Annotated in this window: 16 protein-coding genes and 1 pseudogene; 5 read left to right on the top strand and 12 right to left on the bottom strand. The window is 57.7% G+C overall.

What is annotated here, in order from left to right:
- Positions 1-109: 109 nt before the first annotated feature.
- From PQR42_RS28350 to PQR42_RS28365, 4 genes are all read right to left on the bottom strand, one after another.
- Positions 110-1195: an AraC-like ligand-binding domain-containing protein gene (locus PQR42_RS28350; RefSeq protein WP_408494156.1), complete on the bottom strand. Its 1086-nt coding sequence runs from the start codon at positions 1193-1195 to the stop codon at positions 110-112.
- Between the two features lie 42 nt (positions 1196-1237).
- Positions 1238-2128: a LysR family transcriptional regulator gene (locus PQR42_RS28355; protein WP_408494158.1), complete on the bottom strand. Its 891-nt coding sequence runs from the start codon at positions 2126-2128 to the stop codon at positions 1238-1240.
- A 304-nt stretch (positions 2129-2432) separates the two neighbouring features.
- Positions 2433-2744: a DUF4148 domain-containing protein gene (locus PQR42_RS28360; RefSeq protein ID WP_408494302.1), complete on the bottom strand. Its 312-nt coding sequence runs from the start codon at positions 2742-2744 to the stop codon at positions 2433-2435.
- Positions 2745-3343: 599 nt separating this feature from the next.
- The gene (locus tag PQR42_RS28365) at positions 3344-4357 is read right to left on the bottom strand and encodes a GlxA family transcriptional regulator (protein ID WP_408494160.1); all 1014 of its coding nucleotides are present in this window, start codon (positions 4355-4357) and stop codon (positions 3344-3346) included.
- A gap of 101 nt (positions 4358-4458) precedes the next feature.
- Between PQR42_RS28365 and PQR42_RS28370 the strand changes: the two genes are divergently transcribed.
- Together PQR42_RS28370 and PQR42_RS28375 are read left to right on the top strand one after the other, a co-directional pair.
- Complete coding sequence (locus PQR42_RS28370; RefSeq protein WP_408494162.1) at positions 4459-4764, top strand: DUF3817 domain-containing protein; 306 nt, start codon at positions 4459-4461, stop codon at positions 4762-4764.
- Positions 4761-5159 (top strand): CopD family protein, encoded by a 399-nt coding sequence (locus tag PQR42_RS28375; RefSeq protein WP_408494164.1) that lies wholly within the window; start codon positions 4761-4763, stop codon positions 5157-5159. The genes PQR42_RS28370 and PQR42_RS28375 overlap by 4 nt, the downstream gene beginning before the upstream one ends.
- A gap of 124 nt (positions 5160-5283) precedes the next feature.
- Here the strand turns inward: PQR42_RS28375 and PQR42_RS28380 are convergent, their stop codons facing one another.
- The gene (locus tag PQR42_RS28380) at positions 5284-5451 is read right to left on the bottom strand and encodes a hypothetical protein (protein ID WP_408494166.1); all 168 of its coding nucleotides are present in this window, start codon (positions 5449-5451) and stop codon (positions 5284-5286) included.
- 243 nt (positions 5452-5694) lie between these two features.
- Positions 5695-6336, bottom strand: a complete 642-nt coding sequence (locus PQR42_RS28385) for an HD domain-containing protein (RefSeq protein WP_408494168.1) — start codon at positions 6334-6336, stop codon at positions 5695-5697.
- A gap of 183 nt (positions 6337-6519) precedes the next feature.
- Here PQR42_RS28385 and PQR42_RS28390 point away from each other — a divergent pair, with 183 nt between their 5' ends.
- Entirely contained in the window at positions 6520-7488 is a 969-nt protein-coding gene (locus PQR42_RS28390; RefSeq protein ID WP_408494170.1) for a GlxA family transcriptional regulator, read from the top strand.
- 384 nt (positions 7489-7872) lie between these two features.
- On the opposite strand, the gene PQR42_RS28395 is transcribed toward PQR42_RS28390, so the two are convergent.
- On the bottom strand, positions 7873-8730 hold the full coding sequence (locus PQR42_RS28395; RefSeq protein WP_408494172.1) for a DJ-1/PfpI family protein: 858 nt from the start codon (positions 8728-8730) through the stop codon (positions 7873-7875).
- Between the two features lie 106 nt (positions 8731-8836).
- Between PQR42_RS28395 and PQR42_RS28400 the strand changes: the two genes are divergently transcribed.
- Positions 8837-9853, top strand: a complete 1017-nt coding sequence (locus PQR42_RS28400) for a GlxA family transcriptional regulator (RefSeq protein ID WP_408494174.1) — start codon at positions 8837-8839, stop codon at positions 9851-9853.
- Positions 9854-10209: 356 nt separating this feature from the next.
- Here the strand turns inward: PQR42_RS28400 and PQR42_RS28405 are convergent, their stop codons facing one another.
- The gene (locus PQR42_RS28405) at positions 10210-10383 is read right to left on the bottom strand and encodes a hypothetical protein (RefSeq protein ID WP_408494176.1); all 174 of its coding nucleotides are present in this window, start codon (positions 10381-10383) and stop codon (positions 10210-10212) included.
- Positions 10384-10593: 210 nt separating this feature from the next.
- A complete protein-coding gene (locus PQR42_RS28410; RefSeq protein ID WP_408494178.1) occupies positions 10594-11640 on the bottom strand; it encodes a porin in 1047 nt (348 codons plus the stop codon).
- Between the two features lie 289 nt (positions 11641-11929).
- Here PQR42_RS28410 and PQR42_RS28415 point away from each other — a divergent pair.
- Positions 11930-12534 (top strand): annotated as a pseudogene (locus tag PQR42_RS28415) (IS5 family transposase); the annotation flags it as partial.
- Positions 12535-12767: 233 nt separating this feature from the next.
- Here PQR42_RS28415 and PQR42_RS28420 read toward each other — a convergent pair.
- The 3 genes from PQR42_RS28420 to PQR42_RS28430 all read right to left on the bottom strand — a co-directional run bounded on the left by PQR42_RS28420 (position 12768) and on the right by PQR42_RS28430 (position 15736).
- On the bottom strand, positions 12768-13544 hold the full coding sequence (locus PQR42_RS28420; protein WP_408494180.1) for an alpha/beta fold hydrolase: 777 nt from the start codon (positions 13542-13544) through the stop codon (positions 12768-12770).
- A gap of 587 nt (positions 13545-14131) precedes the next feature.
- Complete coding sequence (locus tag PQR42_RS28425) at positions 14132-14800, bottom strand: peroxiredoxin-like family protein (protein WP_408494182.1); 669 nt, start codon at positions 14798-14800, stop codon at positions 14132-14134.
- A gap of 186 nt (positions 14801-14986) precedes the next feature.
- Positions 14987-15736 (bottom strand): DJ-1/PfpI family protein, encoded by a 750-nt coding sequence (locus tag PQR42_RS28430; protein WP_408494184.1) that lies wholly within the window; start codon positions 15734-15736, stop codon positions 14987-14989.
- Between the last annotated feature and the right edge of the window lie 39 nt (positions 15737-15775).

Consider the following 15775-nt stretch of genomic DNA (forward strand, 5'->3'; position numbering starts at 1 on the left):
CGCACCTCCTGCCAGGTTCCGAGGTGCGCGGTATATCTGTGAGAGCGTCGCGGCAAGTGAAGCGCCTTAGAGTCAGGAGACGTTCATCCCGTCACGAATACACCCCCTCTCACCTCGCTTCCGGGAGATCTGACAGCGCCTGCTTTCTGTACTCGCGCGGCGTCACTCCATATAGCGCTTTGAACGACTGGCTGAAGTGAGTCAGATTACTGAAACCCCACGCGAACGCAATATCGCCGATCGGACGGATCACCTGACCAAGGTCCGCAAAATCCCGGGCGCACTTCTGCAATCGGCGTTCCCGGATGAAGCGCTCAACCGACAGACCGTCCCCAGCAAAAATAATGCTGAGATAACGCTTCGAGATCCCTAAGTGTTCCGCGACGTCGCCGGGCGAGAGAGAAGCGTTTCGAAGGTTTACCTCTATGAACGCGCGACCACGATAGGCGAGCATCGACCGGGCCACGGACGTATTCGCAGCACGACTGCCATCGAGTAAGGCTACAAAAGCCATCACGACCATGTCCAGCGCCTGCTCGTTCAGCCGCCGTGCGACCGTGGGACTTAACTGCTCGATATCACGTGCCAATGACGTAATGAACTGCGTCGTTATCTTACCCAGTGGGCTTTCGGCAGATACAACGGTCGCCGTCAAGCGCTCCGGTGCGCCAACATGCTTGCGGAACAGCGAACGAGGAACTTGGAAGACGAGTTGCGCCACCTCATCAGGGAAATTCGCGTGGAATGCCCTAGAGGTATCGAGCAACGTCATATCGCCTGTCTGCAAGATACATTGCCGACTATCTTGCTCAACGATCGCAGTCCCCTCTGCCTGGATACAGACGAAAATCTGCTCCTCCCCGACCTGTGCCGTCATCGGAGTCGCACGCGCAATTGCATGTTTAGCAGCTTCGATCTCGAGCAGCCTGATCGGCGTGGACGGATGAACCGTGATTGAGCCGAAGAATGCATCCGCTGCAGTGCTGCTACATTCCAGGTGGGTCAACAATCTTCCAACTTGGCACTGCCAATAACTCAATCGCGCATTCGGCTGAATGCGCTCGGTCGAGAACTGACTCTGCATGGCGCTCAAGATCTTCTGTACGATATCGGGGATATTCTTGTGTAAAGCTAGATCACAAAGAACAATAATTTTCCACCCATCTGCACCGCCGTCTGGTACTAGATACCCCACGTCGCCTCATGGCAGAAGCAAATTCTCACAGCCGAGCGAAAGTCATAGTTCATACTTGAGCCGGTTGAGGTAGTCAACAAACGTTTTCACCTTCGTCGAGACGAGCTTGGCCGTTGGAAAGACCACATTAACGTCGAGGTCGAACGTGCGATACCCAACAAGTAGTGGTACTAGTTCGCCAGACGCCACACTATTGTGAAATGCAAAGTTCGGCCCGTAGGCAATTCCAATGCCAGCTGCCGCAGCAGACAAGAGAGCCTGCATATTGTTCGCGCGAAGCCGCACCGGCCCATCGACGAGAACGATACGACCTGAGCTATCCGTTGCACTCCAACCGCCGTCGGAAACCGCGCCGTGAAACTGCACGCGAGGGAGTCGTCGCAACTGTTCGGGTGTGTCCGGACTTCCGTGCCTCTTGAGAAAATCCGGCGACGCACAAAAGATCATCCGACACGGAGCAAGGCGTCTAGCAACGAGGTCCGAGTCTCGCAAACGACCGATTCGGATCGCCAAGTCTATCCCACCGTCAATGATGTCGACGTACTCGTCATCGAACAGAACCTCGATTTCGACGCCCGGGTGATCACTGAGGAAGTCAGAAACGACATCACCGAGATGCATCGCCCCGAAGGTGACAGGCGCCGCGATACGCAACACACCGCTAACGGTTCGTTGAGCGCTGGATGCCTCCTCAATCGCCTCATCAAACGCATTAAGAATCGCACTGCACTTTTGGTAGTACACGTGCCCTACCGCTGTTACACCGAGGCTTCGGGAATTCCGGTGCAGCAGCCGAGCTTGGAGACGCTTTTCCTCGGATGCAACATACTTGCTCGCCATCGCCGGAGACATATCCAGACGCTTGGCAGCTCCAGTGAGGCTCCCCTCCTCAACGGTAGCAACGAATACGCGCAAACTGATCAACCGGTCCATGCCAAAAAAACCCTTCGATCGACTGCCGCGGATATCGATAGATTCATCTAAAGGGCGTTTTCAAAAATGTCGTTGAAAATACCGCACCCTTCTATCGGCCAGCAGCTACCGCCCTAAACAGATGTCTTTTCAGCGCGAAGCTGGAGACGACGACCAAGGTTGAAATGCTCCCATATCCTGATAGCAGAACTATCTTCAAAGGGAACATATTAATTTTCCACGGAGAACATTAGCGCTTACTCACCAACCAACCGACGCGCCCCTACTTCCATTTCGCAATTGCAGCTACATTTGGTCTAATTAATCAATGACCAACGGATTCGACCGGCGGCGAATACGTATTCACGACAACATTGCCCCCCCGACCGGTCTGCGACGAACCGTTCGAACCTTGACCGTACGCCGAGTTGCTCGTCTGCGCCGCGACACGAGCTTCAGCAGCCTGGATGTTTTCCGGATAGTGCATCCAATCATTTGGGTTGTAGCCCGCCTTTTCGACGCGAACCAGATTCGTCCGCACTTCATCCCGAGTCAGCGGCTGTGCCGACTGTGCAAACGACGCGACCGGGGCCGCGATTGCAACGGCGATAAGCATAGCCTTAAACAGCAATTTCATATTCATTACCTCCGACGAAAGTTGTCCAAAAAGCCACGAAAGATATGTTCGATAGCGATTAGTAAGCAGTCTACGGATTGCACGATTCATGGTAAATACCTAGATACCGAATACACTATTCACTCGCGGACAACAATTGCCGAGTACTCCGATTTCATGTCGGTGAGCAATATACGACAAGCCGATTTTGATGAATCGGCATGGCCCCGCTGCCGATCGGCTAGCAGCATCGCGCGGCGCCGCGATGTCGGTGCCCCCGCGGAACGGAAGTCGCGTCAGGGTGTCCTTCGGACATATGTGTAGGTTGTGCTCGTTGAGCTTGGTTGAACGAACCAAACTCATAGTGGTAGCAGAGTCACCGACCGCTCGCGTCACCGCCGAAAGGATCACAGTTAACCGGTGATTGTTGTTCCGTTTTTACTTCGATATCGTCTGTGCCGGCACTGACAGAATCGCCGCCACCGCTACCGGGCGGTGTAGTTGTTGCTCGGCATTTGAAGGGTTGAAAGCACAGCGCGATACTCAGCAACGACGCAGACGGCGCCCTCGAAATGGCCGGAGCAAGCCGAAGTATGATGGCGTGGACGGCCGGTGAGCGGTCAATTTCCGGCCGCGCGGTCATCAGTCCGCCGCGAGCGGACAATGGGCACTGAGTCCGCCGCTTGCGACCAGGAAGGCGGCATATAGAAGGTTTTACGGTATTGTGCCGGTGATGTACCAGCGACGCGCCGGAAGTTTTCGCGCAACGCAGTCGCCGATCCGAAACCCGCTTCAAATGCGACCTGCTCGATCGACCACGCCGTGGTCTCCAGAAACTCTTGTGCACGCCGAACACGCGCTGCAAGCAGCCATTGCAGCGGCGACATGCCCGTCTCCGCGAGGAAGCGTCGGCTCAATGTGCGCGTACTTGTGCGAGCGCGATGCGCGATGGCGTCGATCGTCAACGGCTTTTTCAGATTGTGTCGAATCCATTCGAGTAGCGACTGCAACGAAGCTGACGAAGTCAGCATGTCGTGGCGGATGAACTGTGCCTGACCTCCGTCGCGGGCGAGAGGCACCACCGCGAGGCGGGCCGCGTCGACTGCGGGCGCTGCACCGTAGTCTCGCCGGATCATGTGCAGACACAGGTCGATACCGGCCGCGGCACCCGCCGACGTCAGGATCTTCCCGTCGTCGACGAACAATACGGTTGGGTCGACGTTCACGCCAGGATAGCGGCGCGCCAATTCCGCTGCCGCGAGCCAGTGCGTCGTTGCGCGCCGGCCGTCAAGCAGCCCTGCTGCCGCAAGCACGAAGGCGCCGGTGCAGATGGATGCGATTCTCGTGCCGCGAGAAGCCGCATCGCGCAGTGCCGCGATCACGCGACAGGAGACTGGCGAAAGCGGATCGGCGAGACCAGGCACGATGATCGTGTCAGCCTCCTCCAAGGCATCGAGGTTCCGGTCGATTTCGGCGCTGAACAGGTCGTTTCGCACGCGGCGCGTCTCGCCGCAGAGGAACACCCGGTAGGGCCGGTCGAGGCCCGCCACGCGCGCACGCGAAAATATTTCGCACGGGATGGACATGTCGAAACCGACGAAGCCGGGGAGCAACAGCACCGCAACTGTATGCATGAATGTAATTGGCCGAAATCCGTTGATATCTGGCATTTTAGCCAATGGTAAAACGTGCCGCGGCGCTCCAGAATGGCGACCTTGCCTTCAGCGAGTCTCCCATGGACCAAGCCCCTGTGTTCCTGCGCAATCTCCGTATCATGGCCGCCATCGAGGCCACGACGCTGATCGTGCTGGTGTTCGTCGCCGTTCCGCTCAAGCATCTGGGCGGCACGCCGACCGCCGTCCAATGGGTGGGGCCCGTACACGGCATCGCGTTCGTCATGTACATGTGGATGGTTATCACATCGGCAGCGAGCGGCCTATGGAGACGCTCAGAAGTGGTCCGGCTATTAGTTGCCGCGATCGTTCCCTTTGGCGGCTTTCTGAACGCGGCGTGGCTTGCCCGCAAGCGGATTGCTCGATGATTTATCTCTCGATCAAGGCGCTTCACGTCGCCGCGGTAATCACCTTCGTCTCCGGGCTGCTTGTCCTCGCCTTATGTGCGGCGACGGGCAATCTCGTGACCCTTCGCGCAACTCGCCGTTGGGACCGCCAAGTGACAGCGCCGGCCCTGGCGCTGGTATGGATCACCGGCCTGACGATCGCGCTAATGGGGCACTGGTTCGGCGCCGGCTGGCTGACCGCGAAGCTGCTGCTGGTCATTTTTCTGTCGGCTTTGCATGGCGCGCTCGCGGGATTGCTGAGGCGGGCGGAGCGCGATGACACGATGCGCGGATCGCCTGTTTTGAGGTTCGCGGCGCCCACCGTCATCGTCACTGTTGGCGCGATTGCTTGCCTCGCGGTCCTGAAGCTCTTCTAGCGCGCGATTTTCATTCTGGACCTGGCGGTGCTGTGCGGTCGATACCGCGAGCACGATAACGGGGAAGAAAAACGGGAACCCCAACGCCTTTAGTCATCCTGTGCTGCGCAATCAAAGGAATCGGTCAGGTGCTCTCCTTGGTCGGCCTCGTCGAAGACGCGATCTTCGGCGCGTAACGCTCAGCCTGCAGCACGCGAATCTGCTCCTCGAGCCGTCCGATGCGCGCGTCCAGCTCCTCGATGCGCTTCGCACCGTCAGCCGCACCCTCTTCGAGATCGGGGATATAGCCCAAGGGGCAGAATGCACATCCCCTTTGTTATGAGGCCAATGCCACCTGAAAATACAAATACTTCCTTTTGAGCGAAGTAAGGTAGGGACTTCGAGGTGGGACAGGTAACAAGCGCGGCAGCGATGGCGCAAATGCCGCGACTCTGACTTGTCCCCCGCGCCCCGGGCCGAGAGGAGCGGATAGCTAGTGCTGGTGCCGTCCCTCTGATCGATTGCCAGTAAGCAGCGCTCGCGGCGACGTGGCGTCTCAGCTTTCGAATGGGGCGTTGTCGATGAGGTCGCACAGGTTCGGACAGCCGAAACCATAAACATGGCGATGTCCAATATCGACCAATCCGGTGCCGTAGGCTGTGTGGGGCTTTTTCCTGATAACTTCAGCTAACGCTTCCGTAAACGCAGCCTTGATTCCAATCCGGGGGTAAAGGGTGAGCACATCATCAACTAAAGACGGCGTGATTTCATCCAGTCGAAGTCCCAAAATGTCGGCATTGGCCCCGAAGTGAATAAGCGCAACCTCAGGCTGCTTGCGATCGGCGATACCCGAGATAGTGTGGAGAGCGATGGCGTCCCAGACAAGCTCGGTCTTGGACTTCGGGTAGCCGTTCTCGAGCAGAAACCGGTCGGCGGCATCGGCGCTATCAACCTCAAAGCGCTTGTCGGCCGCGAATTCGTCGGTGAGACTGAGGTCGTGCAGCATTGCGGCGAGATAGACAAGCTCGCGATCGTACGTTAGACCCCGCCGCTTGCCGATAAATTCCGCGAACCACCATGTCCGGTGCACGTGGTTAAGCAGTGCTTTTGAATGCACCCGTTCGATGAGCGATGTTGCTTTCCGGGTGAGTTCAGAATCCGGGGCGCTAACGCCTCCGATAGTGACTGGCATGTTCAAGGGTCCTCCGCGAACGTGAAGTTAAGTTAACGAGGTTTTCAGTCTAGGCGCTCATAGCGTGACACAAATGACTGTTTTCAGTCGATTTGTGACAGAATCACGTTCTCGTATATGGATGAGGCGGAAATGAGGAAGCGGACGAAGACGTGCAAGCAGCCTGAGACCGGTCGGCGTAAGCGAATCGTGATTCTGGGTTTGCCGCCGGTAGATGCACTTGATGTGATCGGACCGGCCGAAGTTTTCTCTTTTGCGAACCGCCTACTTGATGAGCCCGCCGCCTACGCAGTTGAACTGGTGTGCTCCAACGCGGATGTGTATCTGGAAAGCGAAGCCGGCATCGGGCTTCGGGGGCACAAGACGCTTGAACAGGAGCGTCGTGCCGACGAGCCAATCGACACCTTGATCGTCGCGTCGGGCTTGAGGTCAATCGACCGACTTGATCCGGCGGCGATTGAGTGGATCCGAACCAAGTCACCGTCAGTGCGCCGCGTGTGCTCAATATGTGTTGGCGCGTTCGCGCTGGCGGATGCTGGGCTACTGGACGGTCGCAGAGCAACAACTCATTGGCGCATGGCAGCGCAATTGGCAGAACGCTACCCAAAGGTCGTGGTCGATCCGACGCCTATCTGGGTGAAAGATGGCAATCTCTATACCTCGGCCGGCATATCGTCCGGGATCGATCTAGCGCTTGCTCTGGTGGCTGAAGACTTAGGAGATAACGCCGCCCTAGAAATTGCGAAGAATCTGGTGCTATTCCTGCGCCGGCCCGGTGGACAAGCGCAGTTCAGCGTTGCCCTTCGATCGCAGCGGGCATCGAGTTCGAGCTTGGACGAGTTGTGTCTTTGGATCGGTGAGCATCTGCATACGGACCTTACGGTAGAGATATTGGCAGACAGACTATCGATCAGTATCAGAACGGTTATCCGCATGTTTCAACGGGAATTTAAAACCACGCCCGCCAAGTATGTCGAAGACGTGCGGCTCGAAGCTGCCTGCCAAGCACTCGAGTTGGGGCGCAGTTCCGCGGAAGAGATTGCACGTCGATGCGGTTATCATAGCGTCGACGTGCTACGAAAGGCATTCACAAGACGTCTAGGCGTGAGTCCCACAGAGTACGCGCGGCGTTTCGCACGAAACAGTGAACCAGGCTAGAGCAGTCCCAACAGGGCTATATTCTCCCCGTTGCCCCTAATTGGCGCGGTACAGCACCAGAGTGGCCTGTACCGTTGCCACATGTAACGTGTGTGATTCCCCACGCGTCGTTTCAACAGAACAGAAGAGGGACCGTCTTCGCGTAAGCGCCCCCCTTGGAGGCCGGTTGCCCAAAGCACCTACGGGTGCAAAGCCATGCACCACTGCGCCACGCTCCCCACCCATCAGTCTTCTTGCGCTTGCGCGCCTCGCCCTGTTTCAGTCTAGCTTTGTATGGCATTGTTGCGACCTGCTTTCTTATGATCGCGCGGTTTTACCTGAACCGCGACTGTCCAGCAACGCCCTCTTCCGAACAAAAGCCCAGCGCATCACCCTCTTTGCGCGTTACTGGCCGGATGCCTGCAGAGCCAACCGAAGCTGTTGCGCGGCTGCGATGGATTGGCGCCGTCTTTCGGCAAGCATCGGTGCGACCAATCGCCGAACGTCGTTGACCATCGCAGGGCCTGCCAGTTGAGGGCTGCCTGTGCGAAACGGCGGCTCGGGATCGTATTCGAGCAGCAGTTCCAGCCGCTTCGCCAACTCATCCCCGCGCAGCTTGGCGACGACGAAAAACGCGAAATCCACCCCTGATGTCACGCCAGCGCCGGTGATCCGATTGCGGTCGATCACGATCCGACGCGGTTCCGCGGTAACGTCGAAGAGGCTCAGTTGATCGATCGATAGCCAGTGGCAAGTCGCACGATATCCGTCGAGCAAACCGGCCGCGGCTAGCAGTAACGAACCGGTGCACACCGACGTCACCCACGACGCCTGGCGTCCGACCTGGCGCAGATAGTCAATCATTGCCGGGTTCGTCATCTGCGCATTCTGCCCAGGCCCGCCGGGAACGAAAAGCAGATCCGCCATGCTCGCCGTTTCGAACGTGTGCGTCGGCAAAATGCGAAGACCGGCGTCCGAGACGACCGGCTCCAGCGTCTGCGCAACGACCAGGACCTCGGCGTCCGGAATGCGTGCCAGCACGTCGAACGGTCCCGTGAAGTCGAGTTGCGTCATCTTCGGGAAGATCACCATCGCAATGCGAAACGGCTTTGCACCGTCGGCGCGCTTTGGGGCGGCCGAGGCGTCGTTTCGCGAATTGGTCGAATCCTGCGCGTCGACCGCCGTCATGGTGTTCGCCTCACTTGTCTTGCCTGCAACCGTCAGGGCCGCCGCAAGCGCGAGGAGTACCTCTCGTCGCTGCATGAATTTCTCCAGATCAAGGGGTTTGCTTCACTGAAGGAAGCTTGACTGGACACAATGTACACTGGCGGGTGTCGTCAGAAATGACAATGCACCCACCTTTTCTGCCATGCGTACGAATGCGATTCACTCAGTCTGGTTTCTGGTGTTTTCAGAGTTTCAGCTACTCGACGTTTGCGGGCCGCTTCAGGTTTTCGCTACCGCCAATGACGAACTTCGGCTGCGCGGCGACGCACCGCTTTACGAGACCCGCGTGCTCGCGCACGAAATCGGACTGGTTCGAAGTTCGAGCGGTGCCTATTTGCAAGCCGCCGCTTTGCCGAAGCGACTGACACGTGGACCAGACACGGCGGTCGTTCCCGGGGGGCCGGGTGCATGGAGCGCCTCCGGGCAGCATGGCAATGCGGATGCCGCGCGCCTCGTGGACTGGACACGGCGAGCGGCCCCGCGCATCGCGCGTCTCGCGTCCGTCTGCACCGGCGCGTTCGTGCTTGCCCGGGCAGGCGTGCTCGACGGCCGACGCGCGGTCACGCACTGGGCGGCATGCGAGTCGTTGCAGGCGCAATTCCCGGCGCTGAGCGTCGAGCGCAACGCGATCTACTTTCGCGACGGCAAACACTGGACGTCGGCCGGCGTAACAGCCGGCATCGACATGGCCCTCGCCATGGTGGAGCAGGACGCGGGCACAGACATCGCGATGGCCGTAGCGAAAAGGCTGGTGGTGTTTTATAAGCGCCCTGGCGGACAGTCGCAATTCAGCAGCGCTCTGCTCGCTCAATCAGTCAGCGACGAGCGGATCGCGCAACTGCATGAATGGGTCTTACAGCACTTGCATGCACCGCTCGACGTACCCCAGCTCGCCGAGCGGCTCGCAATGACGCCGAGAACCTTCGCCCGCTTTTATCGCCAGCGAACGGGTACCACGCCAGCCCGCGCTATCGAGCAGATGCGCCTCGAACGGGCATGCGCGCTAATCGAGTCGCGCCGCACGTCGATCAAGGCCGTGGCGCAGCAGTGCGGCTTCCCTTCGGAAGAGGTGATGCGCCGCTCGTTCATGCGCCGTTTGCATGTGACTCCATCGGAATACCGGGAGCGGTTCTCCTCATCTGACAATCAGTCGACTTAAGGCGAATCTTCGTTGTCTGTCGTCCCGCTTATCGGGTAGGTGACACGGACCCACATAACCGAGCCATCCCCGATAATCTGTCGACGAAAACTTAACCAGCAAACGTGATCGTCTTATAGCAGGCCCGCCGCGGAAGTCGATTACGTCACCTTCTTTGCAATCACGTATCGGCGGACCGTTCGATGCTGACAGCACAGCGATGCGAACGGTGCACGCGTTCACTTTGCAATTCCGGTTTCGACTGCACGGCGCAGTGTTCCCGAGTCCTTCTTGTGGACCGCCAAGGCCAACGACTGTCGGCAGAAAGCCATTCGCGCCAACGGCTGCCTTGGTTCCAAGAAAAACGAGGCACTACACTAGCATGCCCCGCGAAGTTGCAACTGGTTGCGGTACTCGGCCAGCAGACGCTCGCGCTTGAGGCTTGTCGTCGCCATGTTGTGCTCCTTGACGTGACCGAAGCCGCGAATGTCGTCCGGAAGTCGCGCAAGCCGCTGCGCGACATCCAGCTTATCTCCCGTCAAAGTCATCATCGCCAACCTCATTAACCTGTGGAGCGCCTTTGGCAAGCCGGCCTGCGTCAAAAATGTGCGGTCACGTCTGTAGCATGGGAACTCGTACCCTTCAGAACAAAGCCGTCGCTGATTACGTTCGCCGAGATACGCGCTTGGGGCCAATTTGGCCCGCTACGTCTTCATGGCCGTGCACTCTCGCCAACTGCTCCTTGCCAGTCTTCAGCGCACTCAGAAAAAGTGTCGAATACCGATGTTCACACCGGTAGTGCCGCCTTGCGGCAAACCAATGGTTGCCGCTATACCGGTTCCCATCGTCCCTCGGTTTTCAACATAGGCGGCCTGAGCATACAGTGCCGTCCTCGCGGATAACGCATAACTCGCACCTACAGCAACTAGAGACGACTGGTTGGGTTTGTGGGCTTTGTCGTACGTGTAGTAATACGCACCATTCAGAGACAATGCAGGCGTTACGTTCCAGATCAAACCGGCGTCATACACGTAGTCGTTAGTATTAATGCCTGGTACATTGTTCTGATAGTTAGTCGCTTGCGCCGTTAACTTCACGGGCCCGAGCGTATATTTGAGATCAGCCGTTTTGCCGCGAAGCGAAACAAAACCCGCTCCGTTATCTCGGGCCTGATAGTAAGCAATATCGGCCCCGAAGGACGCCCCCTGATAGTTCAGCGATGCGCTGATCCGCTGGTTATCCTGAAAGCTTCCGGCAACGCCACCGGGTGCGAAATCGAGGGAAGCCGAGAAGCCACCGACTGTGGGGCTCAGGTATTGAACGGTGTTGCTGTCGAACATTCCCGAAAGGCCCTTGAACCCATTGACATAGGAAAGGAACAAGGAGCCGGCGCTCGTGCAACCACGTGGGTCACCGTTCAGACAGTTCGTCACGAAGAAGGGCGAAAACTGCAACCCTGCACGAACGCGACCAAAGTCTCCGCCGAATTCCAGATAAGCCTGGCGTCCGAAGAGATTTCCGTTGGAGTTCCCAAGCTCGCCATTCGTCGTATTGATCCCGCTCTCGAGCTTGAATCCCATATGAAGGCCGCCACCAAGATCCTCTTTGCCAACAAATCCCCAAAACGACGGAATCCATCCGCTGTCGAGCGCCGAGAACTCTTTTCCTCCATTGCCAGCCGTCTTCGACTGATAATATAACCCTGTATCCAGATTGCCATACAGCGCCACAGACGATTGCGCGTGCGCGGCATCGACGATCACGATAGATACCAAACCGATCAAAAGTGAATTAGTAATACGAAACATTACAGTCTATCCTCCAAATTGTTAAATTTGATATTTATTAGGGGGCACCCGCTCCTCTGCGCTGCCTGATGTGATGGTCCGTGTACAGAAACAATTCAACTTTTGCGTGCAGGCACTAGAGTTTGGTCGAGCAGGACTACGAATTCCGCGCAACGAAGTTCCCTCTTTCCGATGTCGGCGTGCTTCAGATCTGATAGGTGTTTACGGGGGGATGATCGTCTAAGGAGCGTGTTCAAAACTCGCACATATTGTGATGCTGAATCGGCTTCGATCTGGACACCATGAGCGCATGAAACAGATTGACCTAGATCTTGACCTGACAAATCCTCGGACGCGCAAGTACGCGTTCCTGGAAGAGATGGAGCGCCTGGTGCCGCGGAAGGAATTCGTAGCGCTGATTGAGCTGCACGCACAGGCTAAAGCGACCGGTCGCCGGCAGTTCCCGGTCAAAGCGATGCTGCGCATTCACTTGCTGTATCAATAGTTTGGCTTGAGCGAGGTCGCGACGGAATAAGCGCTCTGCGATGTGCCGCTGTACCGCGAATTTGCCGCGCTGGGCGGCATGAGCCGATTACCCGACCAAGTCAGCATTCGCCGCCTTTCGGCATCTGCTGGAGCGGCACAAGTAGACCGAGCAATTTCTGAAAACCGTCACCGCGTAATTGAACGCCATGGGTTACGGTTTCAATGAAGGCAATCTGTCGATGCCGCTCTGATTACTGTGACGAATTCGACCAAGAACCGCAGCGACGAACTCGACCCTGAAATGCATCAGATCAAGAAGGGCAATTGATTCACTTCGGCATGAAGGCGCATGCGGGCATGGATGCCGACTCAGGCGTGGTGCGTACCGCGATGGGCACGCTAACTAATGTCGATGACGTCACGCCCGCCCGCCCCTGCTTTGGTAAGCTAAGCAGAACGCAAAGTATTTTGACTATGCCGGTTCAAGGCCCGGACAGCGCGAGGTTGTCGGCACCGAGCCCCCCCGGGCCTTCCTGATCCCAATAGAGCCCGAAGCTGGAACAGCGCGTTATAGACCTTGTTCGCGCCGTACTGCGCCGGCTTCTACAACGCAACGATATCGCTCGATTTCCCATCGAGCGATATCAGGCGCGATTACTCTGTTAAAGGTCAGCGACAAACGAGTTGATCAACGTCGAGACTTCCTTCACCGCCTCCAGCGGTAGCAAGTGGCCAGAACCCTGCACGATTTTCAACTGGGCGTCTCGGATGGTGCCGATTACTTCCTTCTCAAGCATCGCCGGAGTATCTACCTGATCCAATTCTCCGCCGATCACCAGTGTGGGAACCGCGATAGATGCTGTTTCGCTCGCAATGTCCTGGGCAATGGCGACGGTCGGCCACGCCACTCTGGAAGCTTCGCAGCTCTTGAGACTGTCCTCTACTACTTGGGCCTTCAAGTCGTCGGAGAGCGGGCGTTTAGTCAGAACATTGTCCCGGACGAATGCCACAGACGCGGCCGAGTCGTAGGCGTGGATCATCCGTGACAGTTGCTCTTCGGGCACCCGAACCCCATGTGGAGAGCCAGTAGCGACAAGCACGAGGCCGACTAAGCCAGCCGGGTGTCCAGAGGCGACGAACTGCGCGACCTTTGCACCCATCGAATGGCCAACGAGGATGAATCGGGAGACTTTCAATTCGGCGAGTACCGCCGTGACATCGCTCGCGAGTTCCTCGATCCGGTAACCCGTCGCGGGCTTGTCGGAGTCACCCCAGCCGCGAAAATCGATGGCGATGGTTCGATGATTACCGTCCAGGTGGCGAATCACACCATCCCACGTCCGGGACGAACCGCCCCAATAGTGTAAGAAAACCAAGGCGGGTTCGGCCTGTCCGCGGACATCGGCGTTGATAGTGATGCCGTTTGCAGAAATGCGCATGTCATTCTCTCCTTTCGACCCTTCATCGGATCGCATCGTAAGGTTTAATTTCGGAATAGATGGGTGATAGCTGTGCTAGGTAAACATTCAGTCGATAACCGTTGGATCGAATTGTCATGAATCGCCGACCGAGCTCACCACATTCATCGCGGCAGTCGAGGATGGCTGCTTGGCCGCCGCCAGCCGGCCGCTGTAGATGCCCTCTGCCATGACGGGAAAATATGCGCCTGCGTGGAAGGTTGAACTCGGGGTCCGGCTGTTGCACTGGACTACCCCCGAGCTCAGCTTGAGCGTTGTCTGGCGCACTTACTTCGAAAGAAGCAAGCGCGTCCTCAAAGAGATGGAAGAGGCCGACCGCGAGGCACGGAACCTTCATAGCCCCCGGGAGTCACCCGCGATGACATTCGGCGCTGTTCGCTTTGGGGCGCCGATCGCGAGGTTCGTTTTGCCCTCTGCCGCAACCCAACTTATTGAGAACTGCAGCGCCAAATGTCCCAGGCTTCCTTTTCCTACGACGCCGATCTGGTGGCTCGGCCGGGAATCAATTGGCGATAACAGTGCATGCTCCTGTCGCCAATTTGCGGTCCTTATGCGATTGGTGTTCCGAGACGGTCAAGCACCGGCAGCAGTTCGGCCGGTTCCGGTCTGCAGGTGTAGTCAGGGTTCACCTCGGCATAGGCGATCACGCAGTTCTGATCGATGACATAGCGGGCCGGCATCGGCAGGGTCCACGAGGGATCGTCGTTGATAACAGCCAGATCATTCTTGAAGACGGTCTTGTAGACGTCGATAAGATAGTCTGGCAGCGCAAAGCGCAGGCCATACGCATCGGCAACTGCACCGTGCGGATCGATCAGAATCGGGAAGCCGAGCTCATTCTGCCTGATCGACTTGCGGCTGTTCGCTGCGGTCTGCATCGAAATAGCGACCAACCGCGCACCCCGAGCCTCGATGTCGCTGCGGGCCTCTTCGAGCGCCTGAAGTTCCATATTGCAGTAGGGACACCAGACTCCGCGATAGAAGGTCAGGACCACCGGCCCATTGGCCAGAAGATCTGCAAGATTGATCGTTTGGCCGTCGGTATCCTCGAGCGCAAACGTTGGCGCTCTGTCGCCTACCTTTTTCGCTCGCTCTGCTTGGCCTGAGGCGACGAGTTCCTCGGTCGACTTGTGAAGTTTCTCCACCACGGAGCTCGGAATTCTCGTACCAGATTCAACGTCCGCTCTGAAGGCGTCGAGCTTTTCCTTTAAAGACATCGTGATTCCCTTTCAACTGTTATCTTGACTGGCTCAGCGGTCCGTCGTCGACCGAACACAACTGCGAGGAGACCCTGCTCTCATCTGTAGCTAGGCGCGACGGGTATTGTCGTGATAACGCCCCCACCCCCAGCTGGCTCGAACTTCCGTCCGAGCCAGTCAAGCCAGCGTTTCCGAGTGCCGCCTTCAGGCGGTAGCGGCGAACCTCAAAGCTTCGGCGCGATAGAGAGAAATCATGTCGGCCATCATTCCTTCGAACTTACCCACCAACACGGGCCCCGCGCCTGCCGCAGTTCCAGTACCGAATGGCGGGTGCGGGTCATATTCGACGATGAACTCAGCCAACTCTGCGACCTGTCGTCCGAACGCCTGCTCCGCCACGAGAAGGGCCGCTTCGAAACTGCCGACGCTCGGACCGGCGGTAAAGACATTCCCATCCGCGACGACTCCGCTCGCGACGACCTCCGTCACTCCGTAAAGAGGCAGAATCGAGTGAGAGTTATGGCTGATCGTTGCGCGCTTGCCTCGCAGGAACCCGGCGGCGCCAAGCGTCAGTACACCGTTGCAAACGCCGATGAGGTAGCGCGCCGTTTTTCCTCGGGTCGCTACGAAGTCCACGACTTCGCGATCGGTCTGTACTTCCGGAGGCATCATCGGCACTGCGATGACATCAAGGTCAGGACAGTCGGAAAAGGTTGCTGTGGGGACCGTCCACAAGCCCCGGAAACCTTCGACCGGCTCACGCGACTTCGAGACCAAGTAAATTTCAGCCCCAGGCAACGTGCCGAGGACCGCCTGAACACCGATCATGTCCAGCGGAAAGTAACCAGGTCCGATCACAATACCTACCCGGAACGGAGGACCCTTTTTCGCGGTCGCGTCGCGAAGCCTGTTGAGAGAAGGAATGTCCGTCTTCGGGAATACATTGGTCATCATTACACTCGCTTGCTATTGATATTCAAAGAGACATCGATT

Origin of the sequence: Paraburkholderia sediminicola (assembly GCF_046027355.1) — a bacterium.
Classification (GTDB): Bacteria; Pseudomonadota; Gammaproteobacteria; order Burkholderiales; family Burkholderiaceae; genus Paraburkholderia; species Paraburkholderia sediminicola_B.